The organism is Mycobacterium sp. 1165196.3 (assembly GCF_001673415.1).
GTDB lineage: Bacteria > Actinomycetota > Actinomycetes > Mycobacteriales > Mycobacteriaceae > Mycobacterium > Mycobacterium europaeum_A.
The window spans coordinates 39118-52016 of sequence record NZ_LZLU01000131.1 but is presented as its reverse complement, the minus strand read 5'-3'; the positions used below and the strand labels follow the sequence as shown (position 1 = coordinate 52016).

The window sequence follows — 12899 nt, the reverse complement described above, 5'->3', positions numbered from 1 at the left end:
GGTGTACGGCGACCCCGAGGTGCACCCCCAACACGAATCATATTGGGGCAACGTCAATCCGGTGGGACCGCGCAGCGTCTACGACGAAGCCAAGCGGTACGCCGAAGCGCTCGCGTTCGCCCACCGCCGCCTGGGCCGCGTTGATGTCGGGGTGGCACGCATCTTCAACACCTACGGGCCGGGCATGCGCGCCGGCGACGGACGGATGGTTCCGTCGTTCTGCTTCCAGGCGCTGCGCGGTCCCACCGGATTGACGTTGCCCCAATATGATTCGTGTTGGGGGTGCACCTCGGGGTCGCCGTACACCTCGCTGGTAGAGGTCAACACGAACCTGGCGCCGCCACGCTCGGCGATGTCCAGCGCCGTCGCGGTGCCCGCCGATCCGGCGCGCAGCGTCTCGATGGGCCGGCGCTGGTAGTCGACCGGGGAAGCCGGCGAGGCCAAATGGAAAACCACGTCGAAAGAACTGCCGATCTCCTCGACCAGGCCGGGGTCGCAGACGTCGTGCTGCACGAACCGGTACCCGGGATGGCCCGCCAGCCGGTGATCGGTTGTGCTGGTGGACAGGTCGTCCACGCTGACCACCTCGACACCGGCGGCAAGGAGCCGATCGCACAGGTGCGCGCCGAGGAATCCGGCACCGCCGGTGACCAGAGCGCGGGAGAGCGGACGTACCCGGCTCTGGTACCGGTGGTCCCGGCGGTGCATGCGGGAAGGTGATTGAGCCACAGGATCACCCGGAACGTGTGCTCGGTGTGCTCATGTCGCGCCGGGCGAGTGACACCTTCTCGTAGATGCGTTCGGTGTCGGCGGCCACCCGGTCCCAGGTGTAGCGCGCCCGGGCGCGTTCGCGCCCGGCCTTGCCCAGCGCCCGTCCGCGGCGGCCATCGCAAATCAGGGTGGCCAGGGCTTCGCCGAGCGCATCGGGATCCCTGGGTGGCACCAGCCGGCCGGTGCCGCCGTCGACGACGGTGTCGCGGATCCCGCCCACCGCGGTGGCCACCACCGGGATGCCACACGCCATGGCTTCCAAGGGCACAATGCCGAACGGCTCGTACCAGGGTGTGCATGCCACCACATCGGCGGACCGCAGCAGCGCCGGCATCTCGGCGCGGGTGACCCCGCCGAACAGGCGCACCCGGTCGGCCACCCCGAGGTCGATCGCCAGCTGCAACAGGTGTTGTGCGTGCGGGTCCTCGGGCAGCTCGGTGACGTGCGGGCCGCCCACAACCACCAATTCGGCATCCGGGATGCGCGGCATGGCCCGGATCAATGTCTCAAAGCCCTTGCGCGGCACCAGCCGTCCCACCGATACGACGCGGGGCCGGTCCCCTCGGGCGGCCACCGGACCGTGTGGGGTGAAAGCGTCGATGTCAACCCCGCACGGCACCACGGAGGTCCGGGATCGCGCCCGGCCCATCCGAACCAGCTCAAAAACCTCGTCGGTGCTGGTGGCGGCGACCCAGGTGGCTTCGCGTGCGATCCGGCCCTCCACGGCGATTCGGCAACCCGGGCTGGTGTCGTCGGTGCCCTGGTGCAGTTTCTTGGTCAGGCCCAGCGCGTGGAACGTCTGCACGGTGGGTATCGAGTGCGCCCGCGCGGCGCGCTGGGTGGCCACGCCCGACATCCAGAAGTGCGCGTGTGCCACGTCGGGCGCATCCGTCAGCCACCGGCTCTCCAGGAAATGGGCGAAGCCGTACATGTATTGCAGCAACTGGTCTTTGGGCAGTACCCGGGCCGGGCCCGCCGGGACGTGCACCACGCAATAGCCGTCCGGAGTCTCGACGGACTCGGCAAGCTCGGGATCGTCGCGGCGGGTGTACACCACGACATCGTGGCCACGCCGTGCCAGCGCGGAGGACAGCTCGGCGACGTGGACGTTCTGTCCGCCGGCATCCACGCCGCCCAGATGCGCCAGCGGGCTGGCGTGCTCGGAGATCATCGCGATCCTCATGCGGGCTCCTTCCTCCTCAGTTGCACTGTTCCTCGATCAGTTGGTCCCACTCGGCGAGGAAACGGTCGAGTCCGAAACGGGCAGTGGCGAATTCGCGTGCGGCCTTACCGGAGGCCGCGGCGGTTGCCTGGTCGTCGAGGTAATCTCGCAGCCCTTCGCCCAGCGTCACCGGGTCCGGGCTGACAACGCCTGCCTCGGAGGGGACGACGAAAGGCACCATCGTCGAGCCGACGGCGACGATAGGCATCCCCAGCAGCATCGCCTCGATCAGGGACAGCCCGAGCGAGGTCCAGCGGGCGGTATGCAGGAACACCCGGCGGCGGGCGATCTGGCGCCACAGCTGCGGCGCGGCGACGTCGCCGCGGCCGGTGACCGCACCACGATTGACGCAGATCCCCTCGGTGCCCATGCCCCACACGTCGATCTGGGCATACTTCGACAGCGGCTCCAACAGGTCGGCGCCGACCACACGACCGCGCCGCGCCGGCTCGTTGATCATGGTGGCGGCCCGCGGCACGTCGCCGGTGTACAACTGGCCGGGATCGGCAACGCCGTGACCGATGACCCGAGTCGGCGCGCGACCGCTGTCCCACATCAACCGGTTGAACGCGGTGACGTGCACGAGGGGGATGTCGTGGCGCTCGGCGAGGGGATGGCGGGTTTGGGCTGCGTGTTCGCGGGGCGCGTTGTGCTCGACATAGACCGCCGGCAAGTCGAGGCCGGGTCGCCGACCCGCCCAGCGGGCGACGAGTTCTTCCTCGTGCGGGCGTTGCAGCACCACCAGGTCGATGTCTTCGGCCGCCAGGTCCTCGAGCGGGATTTCCTGCGCGTTGGGCCACGATCGTCCGGCCAGCCCGATGCCGTCCTGACCGCGATCGGCGGCCACCGGAATCAAATAGCGGTGCCCGCCCGCGACGAAGGCCTGCGCCCACGATCCGTGCACGTGCCACACCAGAACGCGCTTTGCTCGGCCGGGATCCAACATGGCGAGCCAGATACCCTAGGACTTCTCCGATAAACAGCGTTTCGGCCGCTGATTTCGAACGCGGCCGGGCCGTCATGGGCCTCCGCGAGCACGTCTATCGGTGCGGCACAATGTGTTTGGTGGAGAAGTGGTCGCCATGCCCGGTGGCGCCTAGATCGCGCCTACTGTCCATGATGCGAACTCCCATGGACACCGGACGAACACCGTCGGACGGAGAACCGGTTTGCCCGCGCGCACCGGCTGGGTCGGCGGCGGCCGCGTTCTTTGCTCAGGCGCTCTTGGGCAGCGACGATCCCGACGCGCTGTTGCCCTTGGCGACTCGCCGGATCAGCATGCGGGTCGCCTTGTCCAGGATTTCCTGCGCCACATCGGGCTTGCGGGCGCGTTCGGCACGGCGCGCCGCCGCGGCGATGGTCAGTCCTTGCTCGTAACCGGTGACGACCCGGGGGTCGACGTAGGAACCGCGCGCCACGGCCGGGGTGTTGCCCAACTCCTGGGCCACCTCTTTCATCACCGCGGATTCGACGCGCTTGGCGACCCGCTGTGAGACCGCCGGGTCGGCATCGGCGAACGCCGTGGCCGCGAGCACCGTTCCATGCCACGTCCGCAAATCTTTGACGGTGTACTCGTCGCCCACCAATTCCTTAAAGCGGGCGTTCAGGTCGTCGGCACGCACATCAAGCCACCCGGATGCGTTGCGGCACGCCAGCAATCGCTCGGTGCGCTCGGGCCGGCGCATCAGGGCGCGCACCGCTCGAACCACTTCGGGGTCCTCGATTTCCACGGTGCGCCGGACCCCGCTCTTGGCCGGGAAATCGAACTCGACGGCGTTGCGCCGAACCACCACATGCTCACACAACAGGGTGGACAGGCCGTAGGACTCGTGCTCCTCGGCGTACTGTTCGCCACCGGCGCGGAAGTAGCCGCGATCCAGCAGCCGCAGCGCGAGCGCCAGGACCCGCTTGCGGGTCAAGCCCTGTCGCGTCAGATCCTTGGCTATCTCGGCGCGCCATGCCGGCAACCGGGTGGACAGTTCCAGCACGCGGTCGAACTTTTCCTCGGCACGCTCCTGCTGCCAGGCGGTGTGGTACAGGTACTGCCGGCGACCGGCCGCGTCGACGCCGACGGCCTGGATGTGGCCATTGGCGTATGGCGAAATCCACACCTTCTTCCATGCCGGCGGAATGACCAGATCCTTGATGCGCTGCAAGGTTTCCGGGTCGGAGACCGGCTTGCCATCCGGTTGGTAATACGCAAAGCCTTTGCCGCGACGCTTGCGCGCGATTCCCGGCTTGCTCAGCACGCTACGGCGCAACCGCATTGTCGTCCTCCAGTTCTGGTCGCTGACTGCACAATTACCCGCCGGAGAAGTCGTTCACACGGCCAAGAAGCGCGGCCGGAATGGAAAACGACCCGCCACAGCGTCGTGGCGGGTCGTCTCGGGACTGCGGTCAGCCGGCCATGAATTCCTGGTAAGCCGACTCGAGGTACGGCGGCAGGGCGGTGACATTGCACTGCCGTTCGGTGTCGCCGATCGGTGCCAGGATGCCGCGCAGGTCGTTGTATTCCTGCGGGTGGCCGGTGAAGTAGCTGCGCAAGCTCGACTCGGCCTGGGGCCGCGGCTGCCCGTAGGCCGCCGTCACCACCTGGTTGGCGCCCGGATGCGCCGCCAGATACTGCTCGGCCGAGCCCTGCACCGCTGACACGGTGTTGTTCACCCCGCCGGGGCTGCAGTCGGGTGCTGCGGCCGCCGACGGTGCGCCGACGATGCCCATGGCCATTCCCCCGAGCAGGCAGCCGGCACTGATTCCGGCCACTTTCCGGCGCGCGACAATGCTGCTGATTTTCATGATTGTGATGTCCTTCGAAAGCGAAGTGATTTTCTCTGAAGAGAGGCTCCCGATCCTCGAAATCCAAAGTAGCGGAATCGAACAGTGCGGGCTTTCGCCGACAACGAACGCCGGCGGCCGTCCTGGCCTCTTTAGGGGTCGTTTGCTAAGCGAACGATCAAATGATCCGAGGATTTTTAAGAAACGGGCCCGGTTCTTAAGGAATTGTCAGCGGGATCGTGATGCAATCGTTACCTGAAGCTCGGGCCGATGCGAGGGCGGGAGCCGTCGCCGTCCGCGGGGTGATGTCCGTCGGTGCTGGGCGGCGCGAGGGTGTGCAACCAGGTGTCGACGTCGGGGCCGACGACCACCGCGCGATCGCCAGCCAGTAGCGCTCCGGCGCCCAGCGCGGCAACGGCGGGCTCTACCACGCGGACCTGTCGGGGATCACCTTGCTGCGTAAGCAGTTTCGATGTCAGCTCCGGTAACCGGATGGGGTCGGGCCCGGTGATTGGTGCGCGGCGTGTGCGTCTGCCCCAGGGCCGCCTCGACCAGCACGTCGGCGACGGTATCGGCCGCGATGGGCTGAATCAGCCAGTCCTCGACGACCACCTCGGTGTCGTCACAGCTCACCGCGTCGTGATTGGTGGCGAACTCATACCAATGGGTCGACTTGACGATGGTGGTCGGCACCGGGCCGTCGAGCAGGATGTCCTTCGCCTGCCGTTTGGCCTCGTAGTAGGCGAAGCCGTCGAACACCGGGTCCTCGATTCCCGCGATCGTCGACACCACCAGGCGCTGCACATCCTGCGTCGCGCACGCGCCCACGAGGTTGTGCGATGCGGCCGCGAGGGTCTGGGCGATGTCGGACTGCCCGTCGGGCGGCACCGGGTTGGACACGTCGATGGCGACGTCGACTCCCTTGAGTGCCTGCGACAGCTTGCGTCGTTGAACAGGTCGACGCCGTACTCACGCGAAATCTCGACCACTGCGACATCGCGCGCCCTCAACCGCGCGACGACACGCGTGCCCGCCGTGCCGGTCGCCCCGATTACTGCGATGGTCGTCGTCACCACACCTCACCCCCCGGCGTTCGTCGTCGGACAGTACCCAGTAAAACCCGGCTCAACCGTTAGTTTCGGCGGGGCCGCACCTGAGCTTCGGGCGCAGCTAGCGCCTGGAGTGATCGCGCGCACAGAACGCCGCGCGTGTCCAGGCGCAACGCGGTGCGAGGCGTTTGATGCCCCGCGCGGCGGGAACGCCCTAGATGCCGTCGAGCGCAAGTCCACCAACCACCGAGAAGGAGGTCGACGCATGGGAGACCAGAACAGCGGACCGGAGGAAGCAGTCAAGGGCACCGTCGAAGGCGTCAAGGGCAAGGCCAAGGAGGTCGGCGGCGCGATACTTGGCCGCGACGACCTGTCCGAAGAGGGCCAGGCCCAGCAGGACAAGGCGGACGCCCAACGCGATGCGGGCAAGAAGGAAGCCGAAGCCGAGTCGGCGCGGGCCGGCGCGGACGCTGCCGAAGAGCGCCAGAAGAAGAACCAGTAGGCCACCCCGCAAGGGGCCTGGTCCGAAAGTCGGGCCGGGCCCCTTGCGCGCGCCCAGGCTATGCCGACGATCGCCATTCGACTGGTTTCAAGCCGTCCCGCCGGGCTATTCCCCGGCTTGAGCCGCTTTTGGCGGGTGGCGTGCGGACGAGCGGGGCGGCGGATGAGCCTGGGACAGCGGGTATCGAGCATGATCGCGTTTCTGCGTGCGGGCCGCCCCAGGGGCGCGCCCGACGTCGGCTACGCGCCGCTGTTGGCGTTGCTGCCACGGCGCGTGACCGACGACGAAGTCACCGCGATCGCCCGCAAGCTGCTCACGCCCAGGCGCCTCGGGATCGACCACGCAGATGTCGGGGTGGCCATCATCGGGGTCACCGACGCGATGCCCAGCACGGCCGACGTCGAGCGTGTGCTGGTGGCGATGAGATCGGCTGGCGCTCAAGAAGACTGAACGGGTTCAGTCCCGGTGCAGGTCCACCACCAGCGGACGGTGGTCGGAAATGGTCATCAGGTCCGCCTCGACGGCGCCGCCGCGCAGCCGGGGATCGTCGGTCAGGATGTGGTCGAGCTGGCGGTGGGGACTGTCCGCGGGAAACGTCTGCGCCGCGGCCAGCGCCCGCATGCCGGACCAGCGGCGCACCGTTTTGGGGGTCATGTTCAAGTCGCCGGTCAACAGCCGCGGGCCCGGGAAGCCGCGCAGGTCGCAGATCACCCTGCGCAGCTGGCGCCGATTCCACCCCGGAACGAACGACAGGTGCGTGTTGGCCACCGTCAGCCCGCCCATCGGGGTGCGCAACTGCGCGATGACCGCCGCCCGTGGCTCCTCGTCGACGACCATCACCCGGTTGGGACCGGGCAGGTACATGGGGAACCGCATGGGAATCCGCGGTAACCGCAGCACCTGCCAACTGGTCACCGGGTAGCGAGACAGCAGCGCGATCCCATAGGCCGCGGTACCCGGCTGTTCGCGGCCGGTGGCGGCCATCCAGGTCGCCCCCGGTGTGCCGGAAATGGCCGCCACGAACCGGTGTTCGACCGCTCCCATGGCTTCGGCCGCCGCGGCGGTCAGGTCGGCGCGCTCGGACCGCGGCTGATCACAGTCGACCTCTTGCAGGCTCAGCACGTCGGGATCGAGGCGGCGCACGCACTCACGCAGCCGGTCAACCACCACGCCATCACCGACGGTGCGACCGTGCAGGATGTTGAAAGTCGCCACGCGCATAGGCCTTCAACTACCCACTTTCGCGGTCATGCAGTCACCGGGGCGACGCGGTCACCGGAATACGACTTCGCCCACCGTGAGCAGTCGCGAAAGCACGAAGCCCGGCAGTATGGGCGCTGATTCGCCTGCGCTGAAAGCGAATTGGCTGCGATAGCATTGCGCGGCGCGACGTTTGCGCTCCATCGCCCAGCCGGGCGTGCGCACCGAGTGGGCCCGGTCCCAGGGCACCGCCGTGTCGGCCGGAATCGCCCAGTGCCACATCCAGATCGGATATTCCAGCAGCGTGGCTCCGGTGCGCTCACACGCGGTCGCGGCCGCGCGCCCCACGGCTTCGTGATCAGGATGGCCGTCACCGCGCCAGGTGGCCGCACACCAGGTCGCGGGGCCGGCCGCTTGGAGGACCTCGGTCAGCGTCTCGGTGAGCTTGTCCTCGTGGTCTGTCAGCTCGCCGTCGGGCAAACCCAGCAACATCGGCGGAGGGACGTTCAAAAGGTTTGTTGCCCTGCGTGATTCGTATCGAAGGATGGTTTCCATGCGAAGACGCTCCGAGGCCGACGCTCCAGGGCGTGCGGCGCCGCCGTCGCTGGTGCAGACCACGTGAATTCGCGCCCCCGCCGCGGCCAGCTGGGTGATCATGGCACCCAAGCCCAAGGTTTCGTCATCGGGGTGCGGGGCCACCACGACCAGGTTCTTGCACTCCGTCAGATCCAGCGCCGGCAGGGGCCGCTCCTGAAACTCGGCCAGCCACAACGGCGCTGGAGTGCCGCTGTGCGTCAGCGGCTTGGCCGCAAACCTGGCGCAGTTGCCCGCCGGCAGGGTTTTCATGGGTCCCTCGTCGCCTGCTGGCCCGCCAGATGCCCGAGCTCGGCGAGGTCTCGCTCCGCGTGGCTTTGGCGGATGTAGATGCTCAGATCGGCGACCCGCTGCGCGTGCCGCCCATCCTGACACAGGGGGCCCGGGCCCAGCGCCCGCCCGGTGCGGGTGATGGCTTCGTCGACCGCGTGTTCCACCACCGTGCGCACCCTGCGGGCCAACAGCTGCGCGGTGCCGGCCCGGTCGAACGGGTCGTCGTCGATCTGGCTCGCCGCTGCGGTCAGAATCGCGTCACCGGCGGCGAGCGCGGCGTCCACGGCGCCCAGATGCGCCAGCGAATAAGCGTCGGCGGATTGGCTTGCGGCGCAACGGTACAGCGGGTCGGCGACCCGGCGCGCGCCGCCCAGCCAACAGGCGGCGACACCGATGGCGCCATGCCAGAAGCCGGGGCGGTCCAGGTAGGCCCCGGGGTCGCCCACGGCGACGGCCTGGGCATTGGTGAACTGAACCGGCCTGGTGTCACTGCCCGCCATACCGGCGTTCCACCACGTGCTCGGCAACGCTTTGACGGTCGGGTCGGTGGCGGTGACCGCGAACAGGCCGCGGGTGCCGTCCGCCAGTCGCGCAGTCACCAGTGCGTGGGTGCAGAACCCCGCACCCGCGCACCACACCTTGGTGCCACTCAGGGTGAAGGCGCCGTCGACGTCGGTGGCCGTGAGCACGGCGTCGGGGGCTTCGGCCGCCCACACGCCCCACAGCTGACCCGGTTCGGGCGGCTTGCCGCCCAGCTCGTGAAGTATCGCTACCGCGTCGACGTGGGCTTCGGCGATCCTGGCCGCCACGATGTTCTCCTCGGCGAGGCGCGCCAGGCGTTGCCAGCGTTCGGCGGTGCGACCGGAGGCGGGAAGGGGTAACTCGAGTCGTCCGGACTCCAGCCAGTGCTCAACCAACCCCGCCGTCACGCGCAATCACCCGCCGCCGATCTCCCCAACTGCCTGAGGTGGGCGAATCCGTGCAGGGCCCGAGCCTCGGTCCGCGCCGGTGTGATCACAGACAGTTCGGTGTGTCGATGAATGCGGTGGCCCGCGGCTTCGAACCGCTCGACCAAGTCGGTCTTCTCACCGGTCGGCAGGGTACGAAAGCCACCGACATGCCAATACGCCCGCGCGTCGAAGCCCATGTCGCCGCCGACCAACTCGTGGTGGCTTTCCCGGTGTCCGGCGCCGGCCTCGTAGTACCGCACGACGCCCACGACCATCTCCGCGCCGGACTTCAGCTGATCGGTCAGCCAGCGCGGGTCGACTCGACCGTCGGCGTCGGTGGTGGCAAACCAGCAATTGGCATCGTCGCTGAACAGGGAGCGCGCATAACCGAACCCGACGGCCCGGGCCGCGCCGGGATTGTGCACGTCTACCTTGAGGAAATGCACATCGGGGCCGTAGTCGCCGGCCAGTTCGTCGCTGCCGTCATCGCAACCGTCGAGCACCACCACGATCTGCACCGGGATCGGCGCACACAGGGCGGCAGTCAGTACCGCGCGCAGACACGCAGGCAGCTTTGCTCGTTCGTTGTGGACGGGGATCACGACGGCTGCACCGTCATATGCGCATGGCACGGCGGTTGACATAACCCCAAGATTTCCCGATTAGCCGCAAGTTAAACGGCTTCAGCGACCGCCCCAGGTTGCCTCGCCCGTTCGCCGGGTATGACCTAAACACCATGGCCGCCACCGACACCCACACCGACGGATCCGCCTGCGCCACGCCGTTGCGAGATGCGCTGCGGGGCGCCGCCTCGGCGCTCAAGGAGAAGGGGCCACCCTTCGCCTTGGCCGGCAGTTATGCGCTATGGGCTTACGGCGCACCGGAACCCAGTCACGACGTGGACCTGGTGGTGAGCGAGACCGACGTGGACGCCGCCGTCACCGCTTTGGCCGACGCCGGATTCGCCATCGAACGCCCGCCGGAGGACTGGTTGTTCAAGGCCCGCACCGCTGGCGTACTCGTGGATATCCTGCATCGCATCAATGGCGTGCCCGTGGACGCCGACACGCTGAACAGGGCCGAACAACGCGACGTGCTGGCGATCCGCATGCCGGTGTTGCCTCCCACCATGGTGCTGGTCCAACAGCTGCGCTCGCTGGGCGAGCACCACTGCGACTTCGCCAAATTGCTGCCCGCGGTCCGCGCGGTGCGCGAACGTCTGGACTGGGAAGCCATTCGGGCGCAGACCGTCGACAACGACTACGCGGTCGCGTTTCTGGTACTGGTCGACCGACTCGGCCTGACGGGTCAGTGATTCCGCAGCTTGGCGACCAGTTTGTCCTTGCTCAGGCTCGAATAGCCGGACATGCCAAGCTCTTTGGCGCGCTTCTTGAGCTCCGGCACGGTCCAGTCCTGGTAAGACCCCGACTTGCCGCCCTTGCGGGAGACCTTCGACTTGCCCTGGCCGGCGGCGGCGTTCGAGATGCGCGCGGCCTTCTCCTTGGAGTCGCCCTTCTTGCGCAAGTCCTGATACATCTTTTCGTTCTTGATCGAGGAACGCGGCATGATTCATCCTCCTGTCCACAGACATCTTCGTCAGTAGTGCCCGCCTCGGCCGGTTCAAAAACCTGCTCAGGCCGGCACCGGGTCCGTGCGCCGTTCCCAGCAGCGGTGCCGCGCCAGGGCGGCGGCGAAGTCCTCGACGAACCGGTCGGGCAGCTCGTCGGCGGCCGCTATTCAGCGGCCGGCCGATTACCTACCATCGATAGGGGTAGTCGAAAGTGGTGGTTCAGACGGCTGAGGTCGGCGCCCTGCAAGGCGTGGTGGCGATCGGCGCATCGGCCGGCGGCGTGGAAGCGCTGTCCAACCTCGCCGCCGGCCTCTCGCCGGACGTGCCGTACGCGTATCTGATGGTGCTTCATGTGCCCGCGGGTGCGCCCAGCATCCTCGCCCGCATCATCGACCGCAGCGGTCCGCTGCCGGCGGTAGCTGCCCAAGACGGCGCAGCGCTGGAGCCCGGCCGCATCTACGTCGGTGTGCCGGACCGCCATCTGCTGGTCGCCGATCATCGCGTGCTGCTGACCCAGGGGCCGACCGAGAACGGCCACCGCCCGGCGATCAATGCCTTGTTTCGCTCGGTGGCATTGAACTTCGGGCCCCGCGCGATCGGCGTGTTGCTCTCCGGCGTGCTCGACGACGGCGTGCTGGGACTGGGCGCCATCCGTTCGCGCGGCGGAACCACCATCGGCCAGTCACCCGAGGACGCGTTGTTCCCGGCGATGCCGACCAACGCCGTTGATGCCGGCGTGGTGGATCGGCAGTCGCCGGCGGCCGGCATCGGCGCGGTCCTCAAAGAGCTGTCGCACCGAGAGATAGAGGATTCCGACATGGAGCGCGACTCCGCGATGGAGCTCGAGAACCGCATCGCCATGATGTCGCGGTTCGCGACCGATTTCGATACCGAGAAACTGGGATCACCGTCGGGCTACACCTGCCCCGACTGCAATGGCTCGCTGGTTTCCGTCAGCGAGGGCAATTTCCGCTGCCAGGTGGGCCACGCGTGGACGGCCGAGGCCCTGCTGGGCGCGCGGGACACCGAACTCGAGGGGGCGATGTGGATCGCGGTGCGCAGCCTGCAGGAAAAGGCCAGGCTGGCCCGGGGCATGGCCGCCAAAGCTGGAACCGAGCTGCTCGTGCGGCGCTACACGGCGATTGCGGAGGAGACCGAGCGCGCGCTGACCCTGCTCAGCGACCGGCTCTCGACCACCGCCCAGCAAGAGGGTGAAGCTGGATGACCGGCGACCGACCGACTGTCCGGATCGAGCGAAAGACGTCTCAAGACCTGCCGATCCTGACCGTGGCGGGGGTACTCGACAGCTCGACCTATCGGACCATCCGTGACGCGGTCATCAAGGCCGCGATCGACGAACCCCGCGCGGTGATTGTCGACATCAACGGCCTGCATGCGCCATCGGCCTCCGCGTGGACGGTGTTCACCAGCGCTCGCTGGCACGTCAGCGTCTGGCCCGATGTGCCGATCCTGCTGGTTGCTTCCGCCCCGCAGGTGCGGCGCGCGATGAGCTCGGCCGGGGTGACCCGGTATGTGCCGATACATGCCACCCGCGAGATCGCCCTGGACGCCGTGGCGAGTCAGTCCCTGCGAGTGCGACGCCGGGCCCGCGCCAGCCTGGCACGAAACATCAGCAGCCTCGAGGTTGCGCGCAGTGTGATCGGCGAATGGCTCACCCAGTGGGACATCGGCGAGGTGATCCCGGTCGCTGCCACGCTGGCCACCGTCTTCGTCGAAAACGTTCTCGACCACACGCGGAGTGCACCGGTGTTGATCGTCGAGAGCTACCAAGACACCGTCACGGTCGCCGTGGAGGACAACAGTTCTCGCCTGCCCGGGCGGCACGAAGACGCCGCCCTCGGCGCCGACATCGTCTCTGGGCTGGCCATCGTCGCCGCGTTGTGCCGGGCGTGGGGCGCGACCCCGACGTCGTCGGGCAAAACCGTGTGGGCTTTGATCGGTCAGGAAAACCAGTTCTGACCGCGAGTAGTGT

14 protein-coding genes and 3 pseudogenes are annotated in these 12899 nt (G+C 68.1%); 6 read left to right on the top strand and 11 right to left on the bottom strand.

Annotated features, from left to right (window positions below; translation table 11 throughout):
- Position 1: 1 nt before the first annotated feature.
- Positions 2 to 184, top strand: a pseudogene (locus A5659_RS27015) (NAD-dependent epimerase/dehydratase family protein); the annotation flags it as partial.
- Positions 185 to 219: 35 nt separating this feature from the next.
- On the opposite strand, the pseudogene A5659_RS14360 reads toward A5659_RS27015, so the two are convergent.
- The 6 genes and pseudogenes from A5659_RS14360 to A5659_RS14335 all read right to left on the bottom strand — a co-directional run.
- Positions 220 to 708 (bottom strand): annotated as a pseudogene (locus A5659_RS14360) (NAD-dependent epimerase/dehydratase family protein); the annotation flags it as partial.
- Positions 709 to 733: 25 nt separating this feature from the next.
- Complete coding sequence (locus A5659_RS14355; protein WP_067181960.1) at positions 734 to 1954, bottom strand: glycosyltransferase; 1221 nt, start codon at positions 1952 to 1954, stop codon at positions 734 to 736.
- A gap of 16 nt (positions 1955 to 1970) precedes the next feature.
- Positions 1971 to 2939, bottom strand: coding sequence for a glycosyltransferase (locus A5659_RS14350; protein WP_067181957.1), 969 nt, complete (start codon positions 2937 to 2939; stop codon positions 1971 to 1973).
- Positions 2940 to 3207: 268 nt separating this feature from the next.
- Positions 3208 to 4260, bottom strand: coding sequence for a DNA topoisomerase IB (locus A5659_RS14345; protein WP_067025329.1), 1053 nt, complete (start codon positions 4258 to 4260; stop codon positions 3208 to 3210).
- 130 nt (positions 4261 to 4390) lie between these two features.
- Complete coding sequence (locus A5659_RS14340) at positions 4391 to 4789, bottom strand: heme-binding protein (protein ID WP_066870971.1); 399 nt, start codon at positions 4787 to 4789, stop codon at positions 4391 to 4393.
- 230 nt (positions 4790 to 5019) lie between these two features.
- Positions 5020 to 5844 (bottom strand): annotated as a pseudogene (locus A5659_RS14335) (SDR family oxidoreductase).
- A gap of 238 nt (positions 5845 to 6082) precedes the next feature.
- On the opposite strand from A5659_RS14335, the gene A5659_RS14330 reads away from it, so the two are divergent.
- Entirely contained in the window at positions 6083 to 6319 is a 237-nt protein-coding gene (locus tag A5659_RS14330; protein WP_066870966.1) for a general stress protein CsbD, read from the top strand.
- Positions 6320 to 6481: 162 nt separating this feature from the next.
- Positions 6482 to 6769 carry a DUF3349 domain-containing protein gene (locus A5659_RS14325; protein ID WP_066870962.1) on the top strand — a complete coding sequence of 96 codons (288 nt, stop codon included), beginning with the start codon at positions 6482 to 6484 and terminating at the stop codon, positions 6767 to 6769.
- A gap of 6 nt (positions 6770 to 6775) precedes the next feature.
- Here the strand turns inward: A5659_RS14325 and A5659_RS14320 are convergent, their stop codons facing one another.
- Genes A5659_RS14320 through A5659_RS14305 form a run of 4 tightly spaced genes read right to left on the bottom strand, consistent with a single transcriptional unit; the run spans position 6776 to position 9938 of the window.
- Positions 6776 to 7540, bottom strand: a complete 765-nt coding sequence (locus A5659_RS14320; protein WP_066881981.1) for an endonuclease/exonuclease/phosphatase family protein — start codon at positions 7538 to 7540, stop codon at positions 6776 to 6778.
- Between the two features lie 51 nt (positions 7541 to 7591).
- Positions 7592 to 8365: a PIG-L deacetylase family protein gene (locus A5659_RS14315; protein WP_067144358.1), complete on the bottom strand. Its 774-nt coding sequence runs from the start codon at positions 8363 to 8365 to the stop codon at positions 7592 to 7594.
- Entirely contained in the window at positions 8362 to 9315 is a 954-nt protein-coding gene (locus tag A5659_RS14310) for an acyl-CoA dehydrogenase (protein WP_066870947.1), read from the bottom strand. The genes A5659_RS14315 and A5659_RS14310 overlap by 4 nt, the downstream gene beginning before the upstream one ends.
- Complete coding sequence (locus A5659_RS14305) at positions 9312 to 9938, bottom strand: glycosyltransferase family 2 protein (RefSeq protein WP_156749204.1); 627 nt, start codon at positions 9936 to 9938, stop codon at positions 9312 to 9314. The genes A5659_RS14310 and A5659_RS14305 overlap by 4 nt, the downstream gene beginning before the upstream one ends.
- Before the next feature lie 134 nt (positions 9939 to 10072).
- Between A5659_RS14305 and A5659_RS14300 the strand changes: the two genes are divergently transcribed.
- Positions 10073 to 10651: a nucleotidyltransferase gene (locus A5659_RS14300; protein WP_066870941.1), complete on the top strand. Its 579-nt coding sequence runs from the start codon at positions 10073 to 10075 to the stop codon at positions 10649 to 10651.
- Here A5659_RS14300 and A5659_RS14295 read toward each other — a convergent pair.
- On the bottom strand, positions 10645 to 10902 hold the full coding sequence (locus A5659_RS14295; protein WP_066870937.1) for a Rho termination factor: 258 nt from the start codon (positions 10900 to 10902) through the stop codon (positions 10645 to 10647). The genes A5659_RS14300 and A5659_RS14295 overlap by 7 nt on opposite strands.
- Before the next feature lie 215 nt (positions 10903 to 11117).
- Here A5659_RS14295 and A5659_RS14290 point away from each other — a divergent pair, with 215 nt between their 5' ends.
- A complete protein-coding gene (locus A5659_RS14290; protein WP_067181951.1) occupies positions 11118 to 12131 on the top strand; it encodes a chemotaxis protein CheB in 1014 nt (337 codons plus the stop codon).
- Positions 12128 to 12886: an STAS domain-containing protein gene (locus tag A5659_RS14285; RefSeq protein ID WP_067181948.1), complete on the top strand. Its 759-nt coding sequence runs from the start codon at positions 12128 to 12130 to the stop codon at positions 12884 to 12886. Before A5659_RS14290 ends, A5659_RS14285 begins: the two co-directional genes overlap by 4 nt.
- The last annotated feature ends 13 nt before the right edge of the window (positions 12887 to 12899 follow it).

Bases quoted from the DNA above. Each gene is read 5' to 3' on its own strand.
- A5659_RS14355 (WP_067181960.1), bottom strand. From the start codon at position 1,954: ATGAGGATCGCGATGATCTCCGAGCACGCCAGCCCGCTGGCGCATCTG.
- A5659_RS14350 (WP_067181957.1), bottom strand. From the start codon at position 2,939: ATGTTGGATCCCGGCCGAGCAAAGCGCGTTCTGGTGTGGCACGTGCAC.
- A5659_RS14345 (WP_067025329.1), bottom strand. From the start codon at position 4,260: ATGCGGTTGCGCCGTAGCGTGCTGAGCAAGCCGGGAATCGCGCGCAAG.
- A5659_RS14340 (WP_066870971.1), bottom strand. From the start codon at position 4,789: ATGAAAATCAGCAGCATTGTCGCGCGCCGGAAAGTGGCCGGAATCAGT.
- A5659_RS14330 (WP_066870966.1), top strand. From the start codon at position 6,083: ATGGGAGACCAGAACAGCGGACCGGAGGAAGCAGTCAAGGGCACCGTC.
- A5659_RS14325 (WP_066870962.1), top strand. From the start codon at position 6,482: ATGAGCCTGGGACAGCGGGTATCGAGCATGATCGCGTTTCTGCGTGCG.
- A5659_RS14320 (WP_066881981.1), bottom strand. From the start codon at position 7,540: ATGCGCGTGGCGACTTTCAACATCCTGCACGGTCGCACCGTCGGTGAT.
- A5659_RS14315 (WP_067144358.1), bottom strand. From the start codon at position 8,365: ATGAAAACCCTGCCGGCGGGCAACTGCGCCAGGTTTGCGGCCAAGCCG.
- A5659_RS14300 (WP_066870941.1), top strand. From the start codon at position 10,073: ATGGCCGCCACCGACACCCACACCGACGGATCCGCCTGCGCCACGCCG.
- A5659_RS14295 (WP_066870937.1), bottom strand. From the start codon at position 10,902: ATGCCGCGTTCCTCGATCAAGAACGAAAAGATGTATCAGGACTTGCGC.
- A5659_RS14285 (WP_067181948.1), top strand. From the start codon at position 12,128: ATGACCGGCGACCGACCGACTGTCCGGATCGAGCGAAAGACGTCTCAA.